The organism is Corynebacterium pacaense (assembly GCF_900169525.1).
GTDB classification, from domain to species: Bacteria; Actinomycetota; Actinomycetes; order Mycobacteriales; family Mycobacteriaceae; genus Corynebacterium; species Corynebacterium pacaense.
Genome location: NZ_LT821239.1, coordinates 1164374 through 1186963, shown reverse-complemented (window position 1 = coordinate 1186963; position 22590 = coordinate 1164374). Strand labels below are relative to the sequence as shown.

Sequence of the window (22590 nt, the reverse complement as noted above, 5' to 3'; positions counted from 1 at the left end):
AACCTATCCCCGTACCCAGTCCCCGATGACTCCGGGCACTACGGGAGGTTGCTCGCCCAGCAGCGCCCTGAGGTTTCCGCTGCGCTCCACCGCGGAGGTCACCGTCTGCACCTTGCCACGGTTTCGTCGGTTGGCGCCTCCCGCAGCTCCGGTTCCCGCACCCATCGGCGCCATGGGCATCATCATCGGGGTGCGTGCGGGCGCGGCGGCCACACCCGGGCGCGGCGTCGAGCTTCCTCCCGTCCCGGCACCGACCTGTGAGGATCCGTTACCGGTTGTCGGCGCACCCTGGCCCCTGGCACCGGCACCACCCCGCGCGACCCCGGCTGCGCCGAAGGGGCCAGAGGCACCTTTCGCGGCCACCGGTGGTGCCGCCCCCATCCCCGCGGAGGCGCTCTGGGTGTGGGCGGCCAAGAGTGGATCCGCCCTCGGACCCGCACCGGCGGCCGGCGACAACCCACCACCGAGAGCCTCCCGGGCATGTCGTCCCAGTGATCCCACGCCACTGATCCCCGGAACTCCCGCAAGATGTCCCGCACCTGTGGCCGCACCGGATGCGGAAGGACCACCCAGCTGGGCCGGAGACACCGCACCGTTCAGCGCCGACGGGCTGAGCACCGCGTTCGCCGCATCGGTGCCCAGCTGATTGATGTCGAGGCCACCGAGGGCACCATCAACGGTGCCGAAGGCCCCGCCACCTGCGACCTGGGCGGAGGAGGCAGCCTGCGCGGCCGCACCGGCCAACCCCCGGGCCGCCAGTCCCGCCGTCTCGAGCACCCGACCACTACCCGCGACGTCATCAACGCCGAGGGCGACATGTCCTCCTCCACCACCACCAGCGGACTCGGGGGCACGCATCAGATTGTCGATGGGCGGCACCGCCGCGAGCAGATCCGCCTGAAACGCGGGAACGAACGATGCTATGTAGGCGGCCTCGGCGGCACTCCTCTGCACCGGATCGACAATGGCATTGATCGACATCGCGGCGAGCTGCACCTGGAAGGCGTGCCTGGCGTGGATCTGGGTGAGGGTACCGACGCTGGCCGCCATCGTCTGGGCGTTCGCGGCGAAAACCTCCCCTGCGGATGCGACCTCGGAGATCTTCGACACCGCCTCATCGAAGGCCTCCCCGGAATTGTTCTCGGCGATGCTCCCGGCGACACCCCGCATCTCGGTGCAGATCGCGAGAATCTCCCTGGCCACACCCGTCCATTTCGCCTGGGCCTGAGACGGCGCCGACGCGTCGGTCGCCGTGAAATGGGATGCCAGCTCATTGACCGACGCCGGAGGACTGACCATAGGCGGGCGGAACACGAAGGATTCGAAACGCGGAGCGGGTCGCATCGGGAACTCAGCATCATCATCGGCGACACTGCCACCGATATCCGCAATGTCCAGACCGCGCGCGAACAACCCGTCCTGCTGGACCATTGCCGCATGGGTCGCATTCAGCGCACCCTTCAACCACTCCACCTGCTCCTTGTAGGACCGCAGCACCTCATAGGCTGCGCCGATCCCCCCGCTGATGACCTTTCCGTGCTCGCCACCGAGCTGGTCCAGGCCGGAGACCGGTGAATATGCAGATGTTATAGCTGATTGTTGAGTAGTAGCAACGCTATAGGAAACTCCGTCTTCAAGACTGACAAGCTTATCCAGTGATTGCCGAATCGCAGGCGTGTTAATTCGAACTTCCATTAGTGGTTCTCCCCAACTTTCTGAATTAAATTGTCTAAAACAATCACTGGCCTTGAGCACAGTTCCAAGTAATCCGCATGGCCTCCGAGATGTGTGTAGGAAACCATTACACGCCCCCATTCAAAATCGACCGCCGCTCCGCATGCCTCCCCCGCCAAAGGATCCATTCGATGCGTGTACAAGCCAGCAGTTTGAGTATCAGGTCGCTGAATGACTTCCAGACCTTGAGAAATCATGTGCTCTTGATCGACCTGATCCGTGCCGATCAGATAGGTCCCGGGATGGTTTTCCCGATCAACATGTACCCATCCGCATGACTTCACGCCCTCTGGCAGCTCAATGTGGGAAGTCATTTTGTTTTCGAGCCCCGCCGCAGAAAGCTGCTCCTCTGTCAGGTCCGTGCACGGATCGAACTGGGCGTCCAAGAGGCCAGCGGAACGGTCGTGGGTTGGGTGGGTGGTGTCGGTGTGGGCGTCGATAGGCGGTGGCGCCTCAGTGACTGCGGTCTGTGAGCAGGCAGTGACGGCGCCGAGGCAAACGGTGAGAACAAGCAACCCCCGTGTTCGCATGGGATCCCCCAAGTTTTCTCTGGTCCGGGACGAGCACCTTTAGTGCTCAGTCCGGTTAGACTCCAGAAACTTGTGAATGGTTCCCGCGCGCTGAAACTTTTACATGTTGTTCAGGTTTCCACGGAAGATGACATTGCCGACGCGGAACTCCGCGGACCACAGGGACCCGGTGGAGGTGTTGAAGGCCCACTGCAGGTTCGTCGTTGCCCCGACGCCAAGGGGGAGGTCGAGGGGGATGTTGTCATCACCCGGCAGGGACTCAATGTCGGTCATGGAGCCGTTGTAGTCCTTGATCTTCAGCGTCGGCTGCCCGATCGCATCGGCGGGAAGCGGCACCTCGTTGAGGTTCTTGACTGCCAGGTAGATCACCGAGCCACCATTCGTGCCATAACCGGTGCCCTGGAAGCGGTATTCGACGTTGAGCCCGGGATCGACCACCGGATCGCCATCATCAGGAGCGTTGATGGGTGAGACAACCTGGGCCACGAAGGAAGGGGTGCTCGATGTGCTGACCTCGATGGATTCGCTGCCAGCGCCTGAGTTCTGATCACCGTCACCCGAGCAGCCCGCAAGAAATGCAACTGCCACCAGTGCGGGGATGATCCTCAACTTCACTTCGGACTCCTAATGTATTCATCGCTGAAACTGCAGACCAACCCGGGGTCTGGCCTTGGATAGATCAGGAGCTACCTGGGTGCCGTTGGGGCGCCGTCCGGGGCCTGTCCGGGGTTCTTGGGAAAAGTTTACTAGCCTAGAGCTTATGCGTTTCCCTGAACTCGAAGAATTGAAGAACCGCCGCACCCTGAAATGGACCCGTTTCGATGAGGATGTCCTGCCCCTCTGGGTCGCGGAGAGTGATTTTGGCACCTGTCCCCCGCTGAAGGAGGCCCTCGCCGACGCCGTGGAACGTGAAGTCTTCGGCTATCCCCCGGACACCACCGGACTGCCCGAGGCGATCTCCGGTTTTTACCGGCGCCGCTACGGCTACGCACTCAACCCGGACTACTGTTTCGCCATCCCCGATGTGGTGCGCGGACTGAAGCTCGCCATCGAGCACTTCACCAAACCCGGCTCCCCGGTCATCGTTCCGATCCCCGCGTACCCGCCGTTCATCGAGCTGCCGAAGGTCACCGGCCGCCAGGCGATCTACATCGACGCCTACAAGTTCGATCTCCGGGAGATTGAAAAGGCTTTCGCCGACGGCGCGGGTTCAATCCTGTTCTGCAACCCGCACAACCCGATGGGCACGGTGTTCACCGAGGAGTACATTCTGGAACTGACGGACCTGGCCGACAAGTACGGCGCACGGGTGATCGTCGATGAGATTCACGCGCCGCTGGTCCTAGATGGCACACACGTTGTCGCCGCAGGAGTGTCGGAGACCGCCGCCCGCGTGTGTGTCACGGTCACCGCCACCTCGAAGGCCTGGAACACCGCGGGCCTGAAGTGCGCACAGATCTTCTTCAGCAATGAAGCCGATGTGAAGGCCTGGAAGAACCTGTCCGACATCACCCGGGACGGCGTGTCCATCCTCGGGCTCATTGCCGCGGAGACCTGCTATGCGGAAGGTGAGGAGTTCCTGGAGAAGGAACTGGATGTTCTCCGCGGGAATCGAGATTTCGCCGCTGCGGAACTGGAGAAGATGGGCGTGAAGGTTCATTTCCCCGCCGCCACCTATCTGATGTGGCTCGATTTCTCCGACACCGCAATCAGCAAATCGCCCTCCACGAAGCTGCGGGCGGAGGGACGGGTGATGCTCAACAACGGCAGGGCATTCGGCGGATTCGATTCCTGCGCACGCCTGAACTTCGCGTGTTCCAGGGAGACCCTGGAGGAGGGTCTGAGAAGGATCGCCAGCGTCCTCTGATTTTCTCCGGTGAGGCCGGCCGAAGACACTGTTCGGAAGCACCCTCCGGTCCCGGATCCTCAGTCCGGTGGCGGGAACAAAAGGTCCGGGCCCATGGTTGAAACAGGAGTTATCTGCCACGCCGTGTCTGCCTCCCCCCGTGGTGGCCCGGACCGCACGGGACCGCGCCGGGTCGATCGTGGACGGTCCGGGGGCCAACTTGGGCGGCGGACCCGAAGCGGCCTGAAGAACCTATGCCAGGAGAGAAAATGTCTGTACCACTATCACTGATTGATTTCGCCACCATCTTCGAGGGTGAGCGCCCCAGGGACAGCTTCCGGCGTTCGGTCGCCCTCGCCCAGAAGGCCGAGGAACTGGGTTTCAAGCGTATCTGGTACGCCGAGCACCACAACATGCCCAACATCTCCTCCTCATCACCTGCGGTGCTGATCTCCCATATCGGCGCCCGCACCTCGACGATCCGGCTCGGTGCCGGTGGCGTGATGCTGCCCAACCACTCTCCCTATGTCATCGCCGAGCAGTTCGGGACGCTCGCCGAGCTCTACCCCGACCGGATCGATCTGGGTCTGGGACGCGCGCCGGGCACCGACATGAACACCCTTCGGGCGTTGCGTCGTGAGCCGTCCGCCGCCGAGCATTTCCCCCAGGACGTGGTGGAGCTGCATTCCTATCTCTCCGGGCGTTCCAGGATTCCGGGTGTGCAGGCGATCCCCGGTCGGGATACCAATGTTCCGCTGTACATCCTCGGCTCCTCGCTGTTCGGAGCTCAGCTCGCGGCCCAGCTGGGTCTGCCCTATTCCTTCGCCTCGCATTTCGCCCCGACCCATCTTGAGCAGGCCGTGTCGGTCTACCGCGAGACCTACCAGCCCTCTGCGGAGCATCCCGAGCCCTATGTCATCGCCGCGGTCAATGTCACCGCGGCCGATGACAGGGAGACCGCGGAGGAGCATTTCGCCACGGTTGCCCGCAAGCGTGTCAGGAGCATGGCCACCCGCGGCAGGCAGATCACCGACGAGCAGCTGGATGCAATCATGGAATCGGCCTCGGGACACCAGATCGTGGACATGCTGCGCTACACCGCCATCGGCACGGGAGGGGATGTGAAGGCCTTCCTCGAGGGTTTCGTACGCACAGCGCAGGCCGATGAGCTGATGATTTCGCTGCAATCCCCGGACCAGGAATCCACCGACAGGAACCTGGAGATCCTCGCGGAGGCGTGGCTCTAGCCACAGTGGTATCAGCGTCGCCCGGACAACACCCCCAGGCGCTCGACCCCGAGATCGGGGTGGAGCTCCAGGAGGAGCTCCACGAGTTCGAACGGGCGCGGGGTGGATCCCTTGGGGAAGGAGACCACGTAGGGTGCGATCGGGCGCACGCCGTCGCGCTGTGCGCGCTCGGTGACATGTGCGGGCAGGAGAGCCACACTCGACGTCGGGCCGGGGCCGCTCCACAGTTGGACGGTGCGCAGTTCCGATAGGGGGAACTCCACCCCGCTCCCCGGGATGCGGACCTGCCCATCGATGATCAGCACAGCCTGTCGACGCCTCCACCACACCACGGCCATCGACACCACGGCGACGGCGGTACCGAAACCGGGCGCCGCTGCGGCCACACCGTAGAGGGTGCGCCACGTCCCCTCACTGTCCTCCATGGAGAACAGGAAGAACAGGAGAAAGGGCACGCAGACCATGACGAAGAGCAGGCACGTCTTCATCGCCCTGGAATGAAGCAGCTCCCGCCTGCTCGTGCGCACCCTTATGCTCATCCCAGCACCACCGAGATCAGCACCAGCACGGGGAATGACACCAGAGTGGACACCACGCCGGTATCGCGCGCGAGTGTTTCCGCGGTGCGGAAGCGCAACGCATAGGTGTAGACATTTTGCGCGGTGGGCAGCGCCCCCAGCACAACGGCTGTCATCAACGCCTGTCCCTCCATCCCGAAAGCCACCGCGAGCAGAGCCGCGACCAGAGGGTGCACCAGGTTCTTGAACACCACCGCCAGCAGCACATCCCGGCGCGCCACCTTACCTTTCTGCAAGATCTTAGCGCCCGACAGTGACAGGCCGAACACCACCAGCGCCACGGGCACCGCACCGCCGGCCAGCATCGACACCGGTTCCTCGATCACCCGTGGCACGGCGACACCGGACAGCGAGACCAGGATGCCGGCGATCGCCGCCAGAACCATGGTGTTGCTCAACGGCGTGATCACCAGGTTGCGCAGCAGACTGGTGTTCCTCCGGTTGTGCATAAAATCAAGGATGGTCATGGTGACCGGGGCGTAGAAGGCGACCTGGAAGAGAATCACCGCAACCACCGCGGAGGTGTCGTTGAGGACATAGGCGGCCAGCGGGATTCCGAGGTTTCCCGCGTTGGCGTAGGAGGAGGCCAGCATGCCGATGACGGATTCCGGGGCGCCACGGTGCAGGACGAATCTGCTCAACAGGAAGAACAGCGAACCGACCGACAATGCCGAGAGTGCTATGACCAGGAAGTTGGTGGAGAAGAATTCCCGGGGGTCGGTGTGGGTGACGCGATCGAAAAGCAGCGCCGGGGTCGCGACATAGTAGACGAACAGGCCCATCGAACGTTGTGCGCCGGGACCAAGGACCCCGGTGCGTCCGAGGATAACGCCGACACCGATCACGATGAAGACCACGGCGAATCCCATGAGAACCTGTTGCATGGGCGCTATTCTGCCACGCCGTTGCTCCGGAGGATCTCCAGGACGACCTCCGCCAGGTGCAGGGCCCTCCGCCCGGTGCCCTGCTCGATCTGGGTTCGGCAGGAAAAGCCGTCGGCGATCACGTAGCCCTCCGCGGCGCGGACCCTTGGAAACAGTTCCCGCTCACCGAGGGCGAAGGACATCTCGGCATGGCCCTTCTCGAAACCCCAGTTTCCAGCCAGTCCGCAGCAGCCCGTGGTAATCTCCTCCGCTGCCACGCCGAGGGCGTCGAGAAGCAGCCGGGACGGCCCGGGATCGCCGGTGGCGCGCTCGTGACAATGGATCTGGGTCAGCGCGCTGACCCCGGTGGCGGGCAGGTTGAGGGACCGCAGCCTGGGGGCTACGACCTCCGCGAAGGATCTGGTCAGCTCACTAAGTCGGTGCAGTTCCGGGTTGTCGGAGAGCTCCCTGATCTCCCCGGAGAGCATGGCGGTGCAGGAGGGTTCCAGCCCCACGATGGTCAAGCCGCGGTCAAGATGGGGTTTCATCACCGAGGCCGTGTGCTCGAGAACCCGGCGCGTCATGCCGAGCTGTCCGGTGGAATGCCAGGTCAGTCCGCAGCACACGAAGCCGCGCGGGATCTCCACCGAGAAGCCGAGCGCCTCGAGCACCCGAATCGCCGCCTCAGCCCGTGCGGTATCGAGGGTGGAGGTGAAGGAATCCGGCCACAGCACGACGGTGTCCCCGGCGCGGGGTTCCGGCCTTTCCAGCCGGTGGTGGGCGAATCGTATCAGTGGCCGGTCCGCCAGCCCGCCCACCCTGCGGATCACCGGGGAGATCCTGCGGGACCCCATTGCCGCGTCGATGATCCGGGGCAGCAGGGGAATCCTGTGCACCAGGTGCCCGAGCAACGGCAGCCACCCCATGACATAGTGCGCCATCGGGCGGATGCGGCCCCGATAGTGCAGGTCCAGGAACTCCGCCTTGTAGGTGGCCATGTCGACGTTGACCGGGCACTCCGAGGCGCAGGCCCTGCAGGACAGGCACAGGTCCAGGGCCTGGGCCACTTCCTCGTTCCGGAAGCCCCCTGTGATCGATTCCCCGCGGAACATCTCGGAGAGCACACGTGCGCGCCCCCGCGTCGAGTGCACCTCATCGCCGGTGATCTGGAAGGAGGGGCACATCGCGTTCTCCCCCGACCGGCAGGCGGAGACTCCGACGCAGCGATTGACGGCATTGATCATCGAACCCCGGTCCGCGGAGAAGCGGTGCACCGGGGTGATGTCGAGGTGGCGCTGGCCCTGGTCCATCCGCAGGCCCCGGGTTAGAGGATCCGCCCACACCAGGACTCCCGGGTTGAAGATCCGGTCCGGGTCGAAAATCAGCTTGAATTCCTCGAACAATTCCAGGATCTCCGGTGGGTACATGCGATCGAGCAGGGCGGAGCGCGCCCGCCCGTCGCCGTGTTCGCCGGAGAGGCTGCCACCATGGGAACTGGCCAGTGTCGCCGCCTCCCCCATGAAGGCCTCGAAGGTGGACACGCCCTCCGGGGTGGTGAAATCGAAGCTGATCCGCACATGCACGCAGCCCTCGCCGAAGTGCCCGAAGGGAATTCCCCGGTAGTCGTACCTGTCCATCAATGCGTAAAGGTCACGCAGGTAGGCGGCGAGGTTTTCCGGGGGCACCGCGGAGTCCTCCCAGTTGGGCCAGGCCTCACCACCTTCCGGGAGCCGGGTCGCCGTTCCCGCGGCCGATTCCCGGATTCGCCACAGCTCGCGCATCTCCGCGGGGTCGGAGACCACCAGGTGTCCGAGGGTGTCCACGCCCTCCGCGAGCCCGAGCGCCGCCTCCACCGCCTCCACGTGGGTGTCTCCCCCGGTTTCGCAGTAGAGCCACCCGCCGGCACGGTCACCACCGGGCAGTTGGCTTCCGTCGCGCTCCCGACCCTTCCTGCTGCGCAGCGCGGCGAGCAGGTCCCCGCCCATTCCCTCGATCGTGGCCACCCCCGGTAGCCGCAGTTCGGGCGCCGCCTCCGCGGCATCGAAGATGGTGTCAAAGGCCAGCACCGCCAGCGCCGTGAACTTCGGCACCTCGACGAGATTGACCCTCAGGCGGGTGATGATCCCGGTGGTGCCCTCGGTTCCGGCCATCGCCTTGGCCACGTCGGTGGCCAGATACTGGAGTCCGTATCCCGACACCTGCCGCGGGAAGCGCCCGAGATGGGCGTCGATAAGCCGGCGGTGCCTGGCCAAACCCTTGAGTGCCTCGTCGATGACCTGGTCATCGCAGCCCCGTGCTGTGATGGTGACCTCGCGTCCATCGGCGAGCATCACGGTGATGTCGACGAGATTCTGCGCGGCGGTTCCGTAGGCGATTGAATGCGAGCCGCAGGCGTTGTTGGACACCATCCCACCGATGGTGCAGCGTGAGTGCGTCGAAGGATCCGGCCCGTAGGTCAACCCGAATTCCGCGGCGGCATCGCGCAGCGCATCGCAGACCACCCCGGGTTCCACGACGGCGGTGCGTGACCGCGGGTCGATCTCGAGGATGCGGTTGAGGTGGCGCGAGGTGTCAATGATCAGGCCCTCGCCGATGGCGTTGCCTGCGACGGAGCTCCCACCACCGCGGCCGACGATGGGCCAACCGCGAGCCACCGCAACGGCGATGGCGTCACGCACCTCGGCGACCGAGGAGGGTTCGGCGACCGCGGCGGGCACCCTCCGGAAGATGCCTGCGTCCGAGGAGTACGCCGCACGCGTGCCCATGTCGGTGCGTAGTCCCGCCCGGGCCTGGGCGGCCCAGACCGGGGTGCCGGGGTGGTCGAAGCTTCGTGAACGGGTCATGGGAACCTGAATTCTCGAGGTGTGTGGACATCATGCTAGCGCCGGGTGGCGCCTTCTCGCCCCCGAATCGCGCCGACTACCCTTGGAAGCCATGAAGAGAGTCCGCACCCTCGTGCCGATGCTGGCACTGGCCGGTGCCCTGGGCGCCTGCTCCGCCGGTTCCACCAGCTACCAGCAGCCACCCGCGGTGGACCAGTCCTCCATCGTCGTGGCCACCACGGCGGCCCCCGCCTCGCTGGATTTCACCAATGCCTCAGGTGCCGCCATCCCCCAGGCCATGATGTCGAACATCTACGAGGGTCTGGTCCGCATCGACTCCGCCGGAGGGGTCCAACCCCTGCTGGCCACCTCCTGGGAACTCTCCCCGGACCGCCGCGACTACACCTTCCACCTGCGCGAGGGGGTCGCCTTCTCCGATGGCTCCCCCTTCAACGCCGAAAGCGCGAAGTTCTCCATCGACCGTGTGAAGAACGGGTGGACCAACGGGCTCAAGTCCGGAATGGATGTGGTCGAATCCACCACCGTCGTCGATGAGCACACCCTGGCCGTGCGCCTTGCCCGTCCCTCCAACCAGTGGTTGTGGAATATGGGCACGGCCATCGGCGCGATGATGACCCCCAGCGGCATCGCGGACCTGGCCGGGGAACCGGTGGGCACCGGCCCGTACACGGTCACCCACTGGTCGGTCGGCCGGGCGATCGGCTTCACCGCGCGCAGCGACTACTGGGGGCCCGCACCGCGCAACGACGCCGCCACCATCCGCTACTTCAGCGACGCGACGGCCGCCACCAACTCCCTGCGCAGCGGCGACGTCGACGTGGTGTGGGCCCTGCAGTCCCCCGAGCTGCTGTCCACCCTCGGGGACTACCGCGTCGAGGTGGGGACCACCAACGGGGAGATGTTGTTGTCCATGAACAATCAGCGCGCACCCTTCGATGATGTGCGGGTCCGACGGGCGGTGATGTACGCCATCGATCGTCAGGCGATCATTGATACCGCCATGGAGGGCTACGGCACCGACACCGGCGGGGCGCCGGTTCCCCCGACCGATCCCTGGTATGAGAAGTCCACGCTCTACCCCCATGACCCGCAGCGCGCCCGCGAGCTGCTCGAGGAGGCCGGCGCCACCGGGACCACCGTCACCCTCTCCATTCCCAGCCTCCCCTACGCCCAGGCCGCCAGCGAGATCCTCTACTCCCAGCTCCGGGATGTGGGCCTGAACCCGGTGATCGAATCCACGGAGTTTCCCGCGGTGTGGATCTCCCGGGTGCTCACTCAGCACGACTATGACATCTCCCTGATCACCCATGTCGAGGCGAGGGATATTCCCACCCTGTTCGCACCCGGCTACTACCTCGGCTTCGATGACCCCGAGACCCGGGAGCTGCTGGCTCTGGCCGACAGCGGCGGGGATGAGGTCACACCCATGCGCGCGGCCGTGGCCCGGATCATGGATCAGGCGGGTGCGGACAATCTGATGAACGTGGCCAACATCGTTGTCACCGACCGCGACATCGCGGGCGTGGACCCCAGTGTGGTCTCCGGGGCTCTTGAGCTCTCCGCGATGGAGCGGCGCCCCTGACGAAGCCTCGATCCTGACCGGATCGGAGGGACAAGGCGCACCGCCGGAGACCGGCCGAACTCCCGGTGGCCGCGACGGGGTTGCGGCCGTGCCCCGTTTTCCGTTTAGTTTCCGCGTTGCCTGCGACTACCCTGTAGTTCCATGACAGATCCCCAGGCGCGGGTGCACCCGGATCAGGTGGTGCCATGATTGTCGTGCGGACGCTCAGCCGCTACCTCATCACGATCGTCGTGGCGAGTGTCATCGTGTTCCTGCTGCTGCGGGTCATCCCCGGTGATCCCGCGGCCATCGCGCTCGGGGTGACGGCCACCCCGGAATCCATCGCCGAGCTGCGGCAGCAGCTGGGAACGGACAGGCCCCTTATCGCGCAGTACATCGGTTGGATCGGGGGGATGCTCAGCGGCGATCTCGGCACCTCCCTCAGCTCCGGCCAGGACATGACTCCGATCATCGTTGACCGGCTGCAGGTCAGCCTCATCCTCGTCGGCTGCTCCATCGTGTTGTCACTGCTCATCGCCATCCCGCTGGGGGTGTTCTCCGCCCGTCGCGCCGGGGCACTGATCTCGGCCGTCAGCCAGATCGGCATCGCGGTTCCCAGCTTCCTCGCCGGTATCCTGCTCGTGGCGGTCTTCTCCATCGCGCTGGGCTGGCTTCCCGCCTCGGGATGGGTGCCCCCGGATGCGGACTTCGGCGCCTTCCTCTCCCGCCTGCTCCTGCCGGTGCTCGCACTGTCCGCGGTCCAGGCTTCCATTCTCACCCGCTATGTCCGCTCCTCGGTGGTCGAGGTGATGCGGGAGGATTTCATGCGCACGGCGATGTCGAAGGGGATGAGCCTGTCCCGTGCACTGAGGGTGCACGGATTGCGGAACGCGGCGCTGCCGGTGCTGACGGTGACCGGACTGCAGTTGACCACCCTGCTGATCGGTGCCGTGGTCATCGAGCAGGTTTTTGTCATCCCCGGCATCGGTTCGATGCTGCTGGAGTCGGTGTCCAACCGTGACCTGGTTGCGGTGCAGTCAATAGTCATGCTCCTGGTGGTTTTCACCCTGCTGGTCAACCTGGTCGTCGATCTGGCCTACCAGGTGCTCGATCCGAGGATCCGCCGATGAGACGACTCCCCCGTTCCGGCCGCATCGGCGCCGCGATCGTGTTCACGGTGATGGTGCTCGCTCTGCTCTCGCTGTTCTGGACTCCCTACGACCCCACCCAGGTCGCCCCCGCCAGCCGGTTGGAGGGCCCCTCCCTCAGCCACCTGCTCGGCACCGACCGCTATGGTCGCGATGTGTTCTCACAGATCATGGTAGGTTCACGCATCACGCTGTTCGTCGGGTTGATCGCCGTCACCATCGCCGGAGTCCTCGGGATCCCCCTCGGGGTGCTCGCGGGGATGCGCGGCGGGGCGGTGGAGACCTTCGTCATGCGCGGTGCCGATCTCATGCTGGCCTTTCCCGCGCTGCTGCTGGCCATCATCTCCGGGGCGGTCTTCGGTGCCTCCACCACCTCGGCGATGCTCGCCATCGGGGTGGCCGGGATCCCCGGCTTCGCGCGTGTGGCGCGCGCTGGCACCCTGCAGGTGGTCAGCAGGGACTTCGTGGCGGCGTCGAGAAGCTCCCGCGTGCCGGAGCCGGTGATCGCCATCAGGCACGTGCTGCCCAACATCTCCGGAATGCTCATCGTGCAGGCCTCGGTTGCTTTCGCCCTGGCGATCCTGGCGGAGGCCGCGCTGAGCTTCCTCGGCCTGGGCACCCCGCCGCCGGAACCCAGCTGGGGCAGGATGCTGCAGAGTGCGCAGGCGTCCCTGGGCGTGCATCCCATGCTGGCGGTGTGGCCGGGGCTGGCCATCGCGGTGACCGTGCTGGGGTTCAATCTCCTCGGTGACGGCATCCGTGACGCCAACGACCCCAGAGTGGAGATGGAACATGCTTGAGGTGGAGAACCTGAGTATAGGGAAGGGACTGGTCAACAACATCTCCTTCCGCATCGGGGCAGGTGAGCGCGTGGGCCTGATCGGTGAATCCGGATCGGGAAAGTCCCTGACGGCGCTGGCGATCATGGGGCTGACGGACCTGCCACGCAGCGGAAGCACGCTTCTCGACGCCGAGGATTCCTGGCGCCACCGCGGGCAGCGGATCGCCATGATCTTCCAGGAGCCGATGACCGCACTCAACCCGCTGATGCGCGTGGGCCGCCAGATCGAGGAGATGATGACGCTGCACGGGCACACGCGCGCCCGGGCACGCAGACGCACCGGGGAGATGCTCGCGGATGTCTCCCTGCCCGCGCGCACGGCGCGCGCCTACCCCCACGAACTCTCCGGCGGCCAACGCCAACGCGCCCTGATCACGATGGCGATGGCCAACGACCCAGAGGTCCTGATCTGCGATGAACCGACAACCGCCCTCGATGTCACCGTGCAGAGGCACATCATCGATCTGCTGCTGCGCATGGCCGAGGAACGCGGCACCTCCCTACTGTTCATCACACACGACCTCGGGCTGGTCGCGCAGACCTGCGACCGGCTCCTGGTGATGAAATCGGGTGAGATAGTCGAATCGGGCGCCACGGCCGGAGTGCTGCGGTCCCCGCGCCACCCCTACACCCGCCGCCTTGTCGACGCCTCCACCCTCAGCACCCCGCCCGTGGTGGAGGACTACGGCCCCACCGTGGCCACCCTCGACGGTGTGCGCAGGCAGTTCCGGGGCACCACTGCGCTCGATTCGATCTCACTGACGCTGCGCAGGGGCGAGCGTCTCGGGGTGGTCGGCGGTTCCGGCTCGGGTAAGACCACCTTGTTGAAGCTGCTCGCCGGACTGGATCGTCCGACCTCCGGCACCCTCCGGGTAGAGGGCGGAACCCAGATGGTGTTCCAGGATCCGCAGTCCAGCCTGAATCCGCGCATGCGCATCGGTGAGATCGTCGCGGAACCGCTCCTTGGCTGGGGTGCGCGGGAGAAGCGGGAGCGGGCGCTGGAGGTGCTAGCGCAGGTCGGGCTGGGTGCCGAGGTGATCGACCGCTACCCCCACGAGTTCTCAGGGGGGCAACGGCAGCGCATCAGCATCGCCCGTGCACTCTCGGTGAAGCCGGAGATTCTGCTCGCCGATGAGCCGGTGTCCGCCCTCGATGTCTCCGTGCGCAAACCGGTGCTCGATCTGCTGGCCCAGCTCGTCGATGAGTACGGGCTGACCCTTGTCTTCGTCTCCCACGATCTCTCGGTGGTCCGCCACATCTGCACCTCGGTGGTGGTCATGGATCACGGGCGGATAGTTGAACGCGGGCGTGTCGATGAGGTCTACGACCACCCGCGCAGCGAGTTCACCAGAGCGCTCCTGGATGCGATTCCGGTGCTGTGAAGGATAAGGATCAGCTTGCTTGCAGGTTTGGCAGGCGTCTCCTATCATCGAGAGGTCATCTGTCGGTTATGAGAAAGCACGAGCCTGATGCAAGAGAAATCACCCACGGTTTCGCCCCATGAGGGCGAGGAGCACCTGGAGCAGGTCGGTTCCAGGCTGAACTGGCTGCGTGCAGGCGTCCTGGGCGCGAACGACGGGATCGTCTCGGTGGCCGGTGTGATCATCGGCGTGGCCGGCGCGACCACCAATCTCATCGCCATCATCACCGCCGGACTCGCGGCACTGGTTGCCGGTGCGTTTTCCATGGCGGGCGGCGAGTACGTCTCCGTGAGCACCCAGCGCGACACCGAGAAGGCGCTGCTGGACAAGGAGAAGTGGGAGTTGAAGCACCTGCCGGATCAGGAGCTCAAGGAACTCACCGATATCTACATCCGCCGCGGGGTCACCCCGGACGTGGCCGCTCTGGTCGCCCGTGACCTCACCCGCCACGACGCCCTCGGTGCCCATGCGGATGCGGAACTGGGCATCGACCCCCATGCGCTGACCAGCCCGTGGGCCGCCGCATTCTCCTCCCTGGTGTCCTTCACCGCGGGCGCGGCGATCCCGATGCTGCTGGTTCTGCTGCCGGTCGAGCCCGCTGTGCGCGTCTGGATCGTCGTGCTCTCGGTGGCCGCGGGTCTGTTCCTGACCGGGTTGATCAGCGCGAAGCTGGGGAAGGCGCAGCCGGGCAAGGCGATCGTGCGCAACGTGGGCATGGGTATGCTCACCATGGCGGTGACCTACGCGGTGGGAGCGCTCTTCGGCACGGCCGTCGGGGTGTGATCAGGTCAGCGTCGACAAGCGGGTGGTGCCCAGCGAGAGCGTTGCCACCGTCGTGTACAGCGGCCCCCCGCCGCGCCCCCTGCCCGGTTCGGAGGCGATGAGTTCAATCTCCTCCACCCGCCAGGCCGGGCCCTCGTATACCGCGAGGGCGCGAACCAGGTCCGGGATCACGGGATCCCATCCCCGGATCCTGGAACGCTGGCTGGCCCGTGCCACCGTCAGGTGCGCACGTTGGCGCTTGCGCTCCTCCGGGTCGAGCAGGCAGTCGGCCATGAGGGTGCGCAGCGCACGGGTCTCCCCGCCCGCCCCCATCCAGAGGTTACGCTGCGCGAAGGATCCCGCTCCTTTGATGCTGATGGTGAAATTGTCATTCACCCGGGTTGCCAGCCCGAGATGATCAACGAGATCCTCCACCGCCCCCTCGGGTAGTTCACCGTAGAACGCCAGGGTGATGTGCCAGTTATCCGGATCGGTGAAACGGAGATCCCCACGGAGTTCCTCGCGCAGGGGCCGCAGGGCCCGAACCAGATGCTCCGTGACCTCATGGGGTGGCCTGACCGCAGCAAACAGTCGCATGCGGCCATCATAGCCGCTCGAAGGGCCGGTTTTAAGCCGTCGCGATCCGGAGAAGCCCCAGGGCGAGATCCGGGGCATCCACCGGCCAGTACTCCTCGGGTCGCGGGCGCGGGGAGTACACATCCGCGCGTGCGCTGAGCACCGGATCGATCCACCGCCGTGGCAGTCCCTGCACCCCGTACAGACCACCGAGCAGTGCTCCGCAGATGGCGGCGTTGGTGTCCGTGTCCCCTCCCCTGCCCACCGTCCTGATCAGCGACTGCTCCAGGGAGGTGCCGTTGGCCAGCTCGAAGATCGCATTCCCGAAGGCGATCCTCACCCATCCCATGCTCTCCTGGAACTCCGCCGGAGGGGCGACCACGGAAGCCTCGATCAGATCCCTGACCTCGCCGGCGGAATGCTCGCGGAAGGCATCGAGCATGGCCGGCCTGTCGTACTCCCGGTAGATCGCGGCGGCGATAACCCTGACGAAGACGGCGTTGATATCCTGGCACAGCTGGTTGGGGTGGGTCAGGGCGGCGTCGATCCGGGCGAGCTCCTCTGCGGTCTCGCCGGGGAAGGGCGCCATGTAGATTGCCAGTGGGCAGATCCGCATCAGCGCCCCGTTCGCCTGGCTGGCACCGTCCCTGCGGTGATCCATCAGCGCCGCGGAGGTGGTGGCGCCGATATCGAAGGGCCCGCTGCGCGCCCAGCGGGTGTAGCTTTCCAGAACGTCATCCACCGAGAAGCCGCCGTTGCGGAGAATGCTCCGGGCAAGTGCCAGCGCCATCTCCGAATCATCGGTGGGTTGTCCGGCCCGGAGCGAGAAGGGTCCACCGTCCGCGAGGTCGACCACACCTCCGGGATGGTGCTCGGAGATCTCCGCCGCGGTGGCGAACTCGACCTGGCTTCCCAGGCTGTCGCCGATCAACTGTCCCAGTAGAACCGCCTGTGCTCTGCTTTCGCTGCTCATGGCAGCAATGGTAGATCAGGGGGAACCGCCCGCCATCGGTTCCGAAATCGATTTCGTGCACTTATGCTGGTGGTATTCGGCTTTTCATCCTTCCCAGTCAGGAGAATCCCATGATCAAACGGATCGTTGTGGTCGGTTCGATCAACGCGGATCTCAATGTCCACGTCCACCGCCATCCGAACCCCGGGGAGACGCTGCTGGGCACCGGCGGGGAGATCACCGCAGGTGGCAAGGGCGCCAACCAGGCGGTGTCCGCCGCCCTGCAGGGGGCCGATGTCGCCTTCATCGGAGCGATCGGCCGGGATCCCTACGCCGCGCCGGCACTGGAGTACCTCAGTGCCTCGGGGGTGGACCTGGACGCGGTGGAGACCAAGGAGGAGACCACCGGCCTGGCGGTGATCACCATCGCCGCAGACGGGGAGAACAGCATCGTGGTCATCCCCGGCGCGAATGCGCTTGTCGACGCCGACCTGGTGCGCAGGCACCGCGCCCTGCTCGGTGACGCCGCGATCATCGTGCTCCAGGGTGAGATCCCGGCCGAGGGCTTCGCCGAGGCGGTCAGGTGGGCTGGCGGGCGTGTGGTGATCAACCTCGCGCCCGTGATCGAGGTTCCCCGTGATGCACTGCTGAGCGCTGATCCGCTGCTGGCGAATGAGCACGAGGCCGGCCTGATCCTCGGGCAGCTGGGATCGCCCGTTACTGCCCGGGATCCGGAGATGCTCGCTGGGGAGCTGCTCAGGGTGGGATTCACGTCGGTGGTTCTCACACTCGGTGCGGCCGGCGCGCTGGTGGCGGATGCCTCCGGGATCACCGCGGTACCCACACCCCGGGTCGCGGCCGTGGACACCACTGGGGCCGGGGACGCCTTCGCCGGGGCTCTGTGCGCCCGGCTGCTCAGGGGTGATTCACTGGTACGTGCCGCGACCCACGCGGCGCGGGTCGCGGCCTACTCGGTCCGCGGCGCCGGGGCCCAGGCATCCTATCCGGACCTGTCCAGCCGGCTCCCCGGTGCCGGGGCCACCGGGAATCTGGAGCCGGGTTCAACGACCTAGGGCGTGTCTTGTAAAAGGTTGAGCCACGCGATCACTCCGTTGAGGACAACTGCGGCCCGGTACACGATCGCGAGCTTGTCATACCGAGTCGCGAGTCCTCGCCACTGTTTCAACCGGCAATAGCCACGCTCGATCACGTTCCTTCCCCGATACTTCTCCGCATCAAACTTCGCAGGCCTGCCGCCCTGCATGCCGCGCCGCTTCCGATGCCCCTGCTGATCACGAGGTTCGGGGATCACCGCTTCGATGCCACGCCTGCGCAAGTACGCCCGGTTCGCCCGCGAGGAGTACGCCTTGTCGCAGAGCGCGGCATCGGGCCTGGTGCGACGGCCGACCCGCACTTGTTCCATGAGCGGGATGAACATCGGCGAGTCACCATCTTGTCCCGCTGAGCAAATCGTCACCAGCGGCAGGCCGCGCCCATCGACGAGCTGATGTGTTTTCGTTGACAAGCCGCCCCGAGAACGGCCGACTGCGTGGTCAGGCGGCTCGGTCAGCGGATTCTTGTAATTCGATATAGCCCTTTTTTACGCGTTTGGTGTTGGTCGCGTGCTGATGCGCACGAGCGATCGTGGAATCCACCGATACCGACCAGTCGAGCAGGCCCTCGCGGTCTGCGTACTCGTGCAGACGCGCTTGCGCCCGATCCCAGACACCATCGTCGGCCATGCGCCTATGCCACGCCCAGACCGTTTGCCAAGGCCCGAAAGCATCAGGAAGGTCTCGCCACGCGATCCCGCATCGATACCGGTAAATGATCCCCTCGACCATCAGTCGGGCGTCGGCGAACGGGCGGCCCTTCTTGCCCGTGGGACCAGGCAACAAATCAGCAATCAGTGTCCATTGGTCGTCTGAGAGGAGCTGGAATCGAGACATACCTCCACGATCTCAGCTCCCACAGAATTCATTTGCAAGACACGCCCTAGGCCGCCAGGGAGAGTTCCCCGCGGGTGCCTGCGAGCGAGACGAGGGCCTCCGCTGCTTCGCGCTCGATGAAGATCTTGCTGAAGGCCGTCACCCGCGCGCTGCGGTTCGAGGCGACGTAGTCCAGGACATCATCGATCATCTCCGCCGCGACGATGCCGGCGAAGCGGGATTGAAGGTCTTCGCGGACGCTCCACAGATAGTCGGCTTCGATGTTGCGGATTGCGGTAATCTCGGTGGCCATTGTGCTTCTCCTTTTCTCAACTCGCGGGTTGTTCATGTTCCCAGACCCGTTTGTTTACTTTCCGTTAACCTTAGTTCACTTTTCAGACGTGTGCAAGGGATCTGAATTACCCGCGTCCGGGAACCGGCACATCGCGGGCAGCGCATGCCTGAACGCCACCGTTCACACACAGTTCACCCCTTGCACAACTGGAGATCATTGTCTGATCATACGATTGCCTGGCACGCGCCATCCGCCGGCGGCATGGCGCAGTTTTTTTGTGCAGGACAACAGGAGAAATCCCGAAAGAAGTGAAAATGAACAAGCGCAGCGTCATCCGCAGTGTCACCGTGGCACCGGTCATCGCCGGACTCACCCTCGCCCCTCTCCCCGCCCTCGCCCAGACCTCCCCCGAGAAGTCCATCGTGATCAATGAGGTCGAATCGAACGGGGACCCGCAGGGCGACTGGGTCGAACTGGCCAACACCGACAACATCAACTCCGTGGACATCTCGGGGTGGACGATCATTGACAATGACAACACCCATCAGCCCCTGGTCATCCCGGCCGGCACCTCTATCGAATCCGGCGGATACATCTCCTTCTACACCGAGGGCGGGCCCAGCGACTTCGGCCTCGGTGGCAAAGACTCGGTCACCCTCCGCGACGCCGGTGGAGACCTGATCGACGAGACCTCCTGGACGGAGCACGCGGCCACGACCTGGGGCCGCATCCCCGACAAGACAGGCGCCTTCGCCGTCACCGCCGAGCCGACGAGGAACGCCGCGAACGTCGCCGAGGGTGAGAACACCGATCCGAGCACGGCCAGACTCCCCTATGACGACATTGCGATCAAGAATCTCACACTCGGTGCCGATTTCGCCGTTGAGGACATGTCCGGCGTGGACTTCGACGCCGACGGCAGGGCCTGGATCGTCAACAATGACGCCGGTGACATCTTCGTCCTTGACCATGATCCGGTGACCGACACCTACACCGAGGCCGGACACTGGACAACCACCTACCCGGATGGTCAGGGGACCCCTGACGGCGAGGGCATCACCATCGGTACCGACGGCGCGATCTACCTCTCCACCGAACGCAACAACAAGGACAAGTCCGTCTCGCGCCCCTCCATCCTGCGCTTCGATGCCCCCACGACAACGTCAGGAAAGCTCCAGGCGAGCGATGAATGGAATCTCCGGGACTTCACCGGAGACATCGGTGCGAACGGCGGCCTGGAAACCGTCGAGCACCTCGGGGGCACCGTCTTCGCCGCCGGGGTCGAGGAAACCGGCGAGGTTCTCCTCGTCGACCTTGGTGCGATCGAGCCGAAGCTGCTGCAGAAGTTCGACTCCCCGTTCAAGGGCGTCATGGCACTGGACTACACCCCCTCGACCGGAAAACTCCAGGTGCTCTGCGATGAGGTCTGCGACGGCGCCAGCATCTTCCTCGACTACTCCGCGGGCACGCTGACACAGACGGACAGCAACATCTACGCCCGCCCGAAGAACATGAACAACTATGCCAACGAGGGCTTCGCCTCCCACGTGAGCACCGGTGACTGCACCGACGGCACCCGGACCACCTAGGGCGTGTCTTGTAAAAGGTTGAGCCACGCTATCACTCCGTTGAGGACAACTGCGGCCCGGTACACGATCGCGAGCTTGTCATACCGAGTCGCGAGTCCTCGCCACTGTTTCAACCGGCAATAGCCACGCTCGATCACGTTCCTTCCCCGATACTTCTCCGCATCAAACTTCGCAGGCCTGCCACCCTGCATGCCGCGCCGCTTCCGATGCCCCTGCTGATCACGAGGTTCGGGGATCACCGCTTCGATGCCACGCCTGCGCAAGTACGCCCGGTTCGCCCGCGAGGAGTACGCCTTGTCGCAGAGCGCGGCATCGGGCCTGGTGCGACGGCCGACCCGCACTTGTTCCATGAGCGGGATGAACATCGGCGAGTCACCATCCTGTCCCGCTGAGCAAATCGTCACCAGCGGCAGGCCGCGCCCATCGACGAGCTGATGTGTTTTCGTTGACAAGCCGCCCCGAGAACGGCCGACTGCGTGGTCAGGCGGCTCGGTCAGCGGATTCTTGTAATTCGATATAGCCCTTTTTTACGCGTTTGGTGTTGGTCGCGTGCTGATGCGCACGAGCGATCGTGGAATCCACCGATACCGACCAGTCGAGCAGGCCCTCGCGGTCTGCGTACTCGTGCAGACGCGCTTGCGCCCGATCCCAGACACCATCGTCGGCCATGCGCCTATGCCACGCCCAGACCGTTTGCCAAGGCCCGAAAGCATCAGGAAGGTCTCGCCACGCGATCCCGCATCGATACCGGTAAATGATCCCCTCGACCATCAGTCGGGCGTCGGCGAACGGGCGGCCCTTCTTGCCCGTGGGACCAGGCAACAAATCAGCAATCAGTGTCCATTGGTCGTCTGAGAGGAGCTGGAATCGAGACATACCTCCACGATCTCAGCTCCCACAGAATTCATTTGCAAGACACGCCCTAGGCCACACGACACCCGCACCGCTGAAAGCCAGATGCCCACACCTTAGTAAGGTTTCATCACTTGATACATTCGTCACCGCTAACGAGGACTTCGTCAATGAGCGGGGCGACCGCCATAGCCATTTCTTCAATTAGCCCTCCAAACTGCTTAAAGGACGCCATGCTATCGGACACAACCCCGGACTCGGAGTAGTTTTGCCTTGATTTGTTGGGTATTGATGTTAGAATTGCCAACATAGCCACCTGTTACGACAGGATCGGAAGACGACCCTAGGACCCCAGCCGGACGACTGGACCTAGGGTCTTCGCTTTGCTTAAAGGGATTCTGGCGTGGGGCGATTGAGGATAACTTTGTCATGAAGTTGTTCCCAGTAATGCTCCTCGCCCAGGTACACCGAATTCAATGCGCCAAGCACAATATCGGGAATCCATAACAACGGGTCATCCCCACCTCGGACGTGTTGTAAGCGGATACCAGCGCCTTGACCCTGGCCCTGTAAGGCAACGATATGTTCGATGTCTTTGCTGTTTCGTGCTTCCTGCCGACTTTCCAAGGTCACGCTCTGGATGTCCATGGAAGATAACTCAAAATACATCTGCTCCAGGCATTTCCGGCGATAACGCTCGGTCTTTTTGCTTAGTTCACTGCGATGAGTGATAACGGCCTGCATAGAGTCAATCGTCGATAGTGTTTCTACTATCCTGCGACGTCGACTGGTTCGTTCATCAGTCCAGTGCAGCTTGATCTGTCCCGGAAGGAGGAGGGGAAGTAACTCCGCCCGCACCTTATCTAAATCATCAGAGTCAAGGATTGCTGCGCAAACCATGTACTCCTGATTACGCGGAGGGCGACGAGCTGAGGACTCATCGATGTAGGCAACTAGCTGGGACTTCACCCTCAAATCTTAACCCACCAGCTCCCATGTTCTTTTCTATGGGGCGGGAGAAGAA

At 64.5% G+C, this 22590-nt stretch carries 23 protein-coding genes; 9 read left to right on the top strand and 14 right to left on the bottom strand.

Features of this window, described 5'->3' with window-relative positions:
• Positions 1-3: 3 nt before the first annotated feature.
• The 3 genes from B7E02_RS05680 to B7E02_RS05670 form a co-directional block, all read right to left on the bottom strand.
• A complete protein-coding gene (locus B7E02_RS05680; protein WP_245802176.1) occupies positions 4-1695 on the bottom strand; it encodes a TrbL/VirB6 family protein in 1692 nt (563 codons plus the stop codon).
• Positions 1695-2264, bottom strand: a complete 570-nt coding sequence (locus B7E02_RS05675; RefSeq protein ID WP_080793840.1) for a DUF3558 domain-containing protein — start codon at positions 2262-2264, stop codon at positions 1695-1697. The genes B7E02_RS05680 and B7E02_RS05675 overlap by 1 nt, the downstream gene beginning before the upstream one ends.
• Before the next feature lie 99 nt (positions 2265-2363).
• On the bottom strand, positions 2364-2879 hold the full coding sequence (locus B7E02_RS05670) for a hypothetical protein (protein ID WP_080793839.1): 516 nt from the start codon (positions 2877-2879) through the stop codon (positions 2364-2366).
• A 145-nt stretch (positions 2880-3024) separates the two neighbouring features.
• On the opposite strand from B7E02_RS05670, the gene B7E02_RS05665 reads away from it, so the two are divergent.
• Positions 3025-4131, top strand: a complete 1107-nt coding sequence (locus B7E02_RS05665; protein WP_080793837.1) for a MalY/PatB family protein — start codon at positions 3025-3027, stop codon at positions 4129-4131.
• 248 nt (positions 4132-4379) lie between these two features.
• Positions 4380-5357, top strand: a complete 978-nt coding sequence (locus B7E02_RS05660; RefSeq protein ID WP_080793835.1) for an LLM class flavin-dependent oxidoreductase — start codon at positions 4380-4382, stop codon at positions 5355-5357.
• Positions 5358-5368: 11 nt separating this feature from the next.
• Here B7E02_RS05660 and B7E02_RS05655 read toward each other — a convergent pair whose 3' ends face one another.
• Genes B7E02_RS05655 through B7E02_RS05645 form a run of 3 tightly spaced genes read right to left on the bottom strand, consistent with a single transcriptional unit; the run spans position 5369 to position 9641 of the window.
• Positions 5369-5896, bottom strand: a complete 528-nt coding sequence (locus B7E02_RS05655; protein WP_080793833.1) for a hypothetical protein — start codon at positions 5894-5896, stop codon at positions 5369-5371.
• Positions 5893-6819 carry an AEC family transporter gene (locus B7E02_RS05650; protein ID WP_080793830.1) on the bottom strand — a complete coding sequence of 309 codons (927 nt, stop codon included), beginning with the start codon at positions 6817-6819 and terminating at the stop codon, positions 5893-5895. The genes B7E02_RS05655 and B7E02_RS05650 overlap by 4 nt, the downstream gene beginning before the upstream one ends.
• Before the next feature lie 5 nt (positions 6820-6824).
• Complete coding sequence (locus B7E02_RS05645) at positions 6825-9641, bottom strand: FAD-binding and (Fe-S)-binding domain-containing protein (RefSeq protein ID WP_080793827.1); 2817 nt, start codon at positions 9639-9641, stop codon at positions 6825-6827.
• A gap of 91 nt (positions 9642-9732) precedes the next feature.
• Between B7E02_RS05645 and B7E02_RS05640 the strand changes: the two genes are divergently transcribed.
• The 5 genes from B7E02_RS05640 to B7E02_RS05620 all read left to right on the top strand — a co-directional run bounded on the left by B7E02_RS05640 (position 9733) and on the right by B7E02_RS05620 (position 15395).
• Complete coding sequence (locus B7E02_RS05640; RefSeq protein ID WP_080793825.1) at positions 9733-11223, top strand: ABC transporter substrate-binding protein; 1491 nt, start codon at positions 9733-9735, stop codon at positions 11221-11223.
• A gap of 185 nt (positions 11224-11408) precedes the next feature.
• Positions 11409-12332, top strand: coding sequence for an ABC transporter permease (locus B7E02_RS05635; protein ID WP_080793824.1), 924 nt, complete (start codon positions 11409-11411; stop codon positions 12330-12332).
• On the top strand, positions 12329-13150 hold the full coding sequence (locus B7E02_RS05630; RefSeq protein ID WP_080793822.1) for an ABC transporter permease: 822 nt from the start codon (positions 12329-12331) through the stop codon (positions 13148-13150). Before B7E02_RS05635 ends, B7E02_RS05630 begins: the two co-directional genes overlap by 4 nt.
• The gene (locus tag B7E02_RS05625) at positions 13143-14573 is read left to right on the top strand and encodes a dipeptide ABC transporter ATP-binding protein (protein WP_080793820.1); all 1431 of its coding nucleotides are present in this window, start codon (positions 13143-13145) and stop codon (positions 14571-14573) included. Before B7E02_RS05630 ends, B7E02_RS05625 begins: the two co-directional genes overlap by 8 nt.
• A gap of 87 nt (positions 14574-14660) precedes the next feature.
• Positions 14661-15395, top strand: coding sequence for a VIT1/CCC1 transporter family protein (locus tag B7E02_RS05620; RefSeq protein WP_080793818.1), 735 nt, complete (start codon positions 14661-14663; stop codon positions 15393-15395).
• Here B7E02_RS05620 and thpR read toward each other — a convergent pair whose 3' ends face one another.
• Both thpR and B7E02_RS05610 read right to left on the bottom strand, forming a co-directional pair.
• The gene (gene thpR / locus B7E02_RS05615) at positions 15396-15971 is read right to left on the bottom strand and encodes an RNA 2',3'-cyclic phosphodiesterase (protein ID WP_080793816.1); all 576 of its coding nucleotides are present in this window, start codon (positions 15969-15971) and stop codon (positions 15396-15398) included.
• A gap of 31 nt (positions 15972-16002) precedes the next feature.
• Entirely contained in the window at positions 16003-16923 is a 921-nt protein-coding gene (locus B7E02_RS05610) for an ADP-ribosylglycohydrolase family protein (RefSeq protein WP_080793814.1), read from the bottom strand.
• A 110-nt stretch (positions 16924-17033) separates the two neighbouring features.
• Here B7E02_RS05610 and rbsK2 point away from each other — a divergent pair, with 110 nt between their 5' ends.
• A complete protein-coding gene (gene rbsK2, locus B7E02_RS05605) occupies positions 17034-17975 on the top strand; it encodes a ribokinase RbsK2 (protein ID WP_080793813.1) in 942 nt (313 codons plus the stop codon).
• On the opposite strand, the gene B7E02_RS14765 is transcribed toward rbsK2, so the two are convergent.
• Genes B7E02_RS14765 through B7E02_RS05590 form a run of 3 tightly spaced genes read right to left on the bottom strand, consistent with a single transcriptional unit; the run spans position 17972 to position 19143 of the window.
• The gene (locus tag B7E02_RS14765) at positions 17972-18472 is read right to left on the bottom strand and encodes an IS5 family transposase (protein ID WP_218672379.1); all 501 of its coding nucleotides are present in this window, start codon (positions 18470-18472) and stop codon (positions 17972-17974) included. The genes rbsK2 and B7E02_RS14765 overlap by 4 nt on opposite strands.
• Positions 18456-18851, bottom strand: a complete 396-nt coding sequence (locus tag B7E02_RS14760) for an IS5 family transposase (RefSeq protein ID WP_080793216.1) — start codon at positions 18849-18851, stop codon at positions 18456-18458. Before B7E02_RS14760 ends, B7E02_RS14765 begins: the two co-directional genes overlap by 17 nt.
• 46 nt (positions 18852-18897) lie before the next feature.
• A complete protein-coding gene (locus B7E02_RS05590) occupies positions 18898-19143 on the bottom strand; it encodes a three-helix bundle dimerization domain-containing protein (protein ID WP_143336656.1) in 246 nt (81 codons plus the stop codon).
• 296 nt (positions 19144-19439) lie between these two features.
• On the opposite strand from B7E02_RS05590, the gene B7E02_RS05585 reads away from it, so the two are divergent.
• A complete protein-coding gene (locus B7E02_RS05585) occupies positions 19440-20714 on the top strand; it encodes a lamin tail domain-containing protein (protein ID WP_080793809.1) in 1275 nt (424 codons plus the stop codon).
• Here B7E02_RS05585 and B7E02_RS14755 read toward each other — a convergent pair.
• From B7E02_RS14755 to B7E02_RS05565, 3 genes are all read right to left on the bottom strand, one after another.
• Entirely contained in the window at positions 20711-21211 is a 501-nt protein-coding gene (locus B7E02_RS14755; RefSeq protein ID WP_218672379.1) for an IS5 family transposase, read from the bottom strand. The genes B7E02_RS05585 and B7E02_RS14755 overlap by 4 nt on opposite strands.
• Positions 21195-21590: an IS5 family transposase gene (locus B7E02_RS14750; protein ID WP_080793216.1), complete on the bottom strand. Its 396-nt coding sequence runs from the start codon at positions 21588-21590 to the stop codon at positions 21195-21197. The genes B7E02_RS14755 and B7E02_RS14750 overlap by 17 nt, the downstream gene beginning before the upstream one ends.
• A 363-nt stretch (positions 21591-21953) precedes the next feature.
• Positions 21954-22535 (bottom strand): hypothetical protein, encoded by a 582-nt coding sequence (locus tag B7E02_RS05565; RefSeq protein WP_245802175.1) that lies wholly within the window; start codon positions 22533-22535, stop codon positions 21954-21956.
• Positions 22536-22590 lie beyond the last annotated feature (55 nt).

Bases quoted from the DNA above. Each gene is read 5' to 3' on its own strand.
- B7E02_RS05635 (WP_080793824.1), top strand. From the start codon at position 11,409: ATGATTGTCGTGCGGACGCTCAGCCGCTACCTCATCACGATCGTCGTG.
- B7E02_RS05655 (WP_080793833.1), bottom strand. From the start codon at position 5,896: ATGAGCATAAGGGTGCGCACGAGCAGGCGGGAGCTGCTTCATTCCAGG.
- B7E02_RS05650 (WP_080793830.1), bottom strand. From the start codon at position 6,819: ATGCAACAGGTTCTCATGGGATTCGCCGTGGTCTTCATCGTGATCGGT.
- B7E02_RS05610 (WP_080793814.1), bottom strand. From the start codon at position 16,923: ATGAGCAGCGAAAGCAGAGCACAGGCGGTTCTACTGGGACAGTTGATC.
- B7E02_RS05665 (WP_080793837.1), top strand. From the start codon at position 3,025: ATGCGTTTCCCTGAACTCGAAGAATTGAAGAACCGCCGCACCCTGAAA.
- rbsK2 (WP_080793813.1), top strand. From the start codon at position 17,034: ATGATCAAACGGATCGTTGTGGTCGGTTCGATCAACGCGGATCTCAAT.
- B7E02_RS05640 (WP_080793825.1), top strand. From the start codon at position 9,733: ATGAAGAGAGTCCGCACCCTCGTGCCGATGCTGGCACTGGCCGGTGCC.
- B7E02_RS14750 (WP_080793216.1), bottom strand. From the start codon at position 21,590: ATGTCTCGATTCCAGCTCCTCTCAGACGACCAATGGACACTGATTGCT.
- B7E02_RS14760 (WP_080793216.1), bottom strand. From the start codon at position 18,851: ATGTCTCGATTCCAGCTCCTCTCAGACGACCAATGGACACTGATTGCT.
- B7E02_RS05660 (WP_080793835.1), top strand. From the start codon at position 4,380: ATGTCTGTACCACTATCACTGATTGATTTCGCCACCATCTTCGAGGGT.
- thpR (WP_080793816.1), bottom strand. From the start codon at position 15,971: ATGCGACTGTTTGCTGCGGTCAGGCCACCCCATGAGGTCACGGAGCAT.
- B7E02_RS05620 (WP_080793818.1), top strand. From the start codon at position 14,661: ATGCAAGAGAAATCACCCACGGTTTCGCCCCATGAGGGCGAGGAGCAC.
- B7E02_RS05680 (WP_245802176.1), bottom strand. From the start codon at position 1,695: ATGGAAGTTCGAATTAACACGCCTGCGATTCGGCAATCACTGGATAAG.
- B7E02_RS05585 (WP_080793809.1), top strand. From the start codon at position 19,440: ATGAACAAGCGCAGCGTCATCCGCAGTGTCACCGTGGCACCGGTCATC.
- B7E02_RS05675 (WP_080793840.1), bottom strand. From the start codon at position 2,264: ATGCGAACACGGGGGTTGCTTGTTCTCACCGTTTGCCTCGGCGCCGTC.
- B7E02_RS05590 (WP_143336656.1), bottom strand. From the start codon at position 19,143: ATGGCCACCGAGATTACCGCAATCCGCAACATCGAAGCCGACTATCTG.
- B7E02_RS05645 (WP_080793827.1), bottom strand. From the start codon at position 9,641: ATGACCCGTTCACGAAGCTTCGACCACCCCGGCACCCCGGTCTGGGCC.
- B7E02_RS05630 (WP_080793822.1), top strand. From the start codon at position 12,329: ATGAGACGACTCCCCCGTTCCGGCCGCATCGGCGCCGCGATCGTGTTC.
- B7E02_RS05625 (WP_080793820.1), top strand. From the start codon at position 13,143: ATGCTTGAGGTGGAGAACCTGAGTATAGGGAAGGGACTGGTCAACAAC.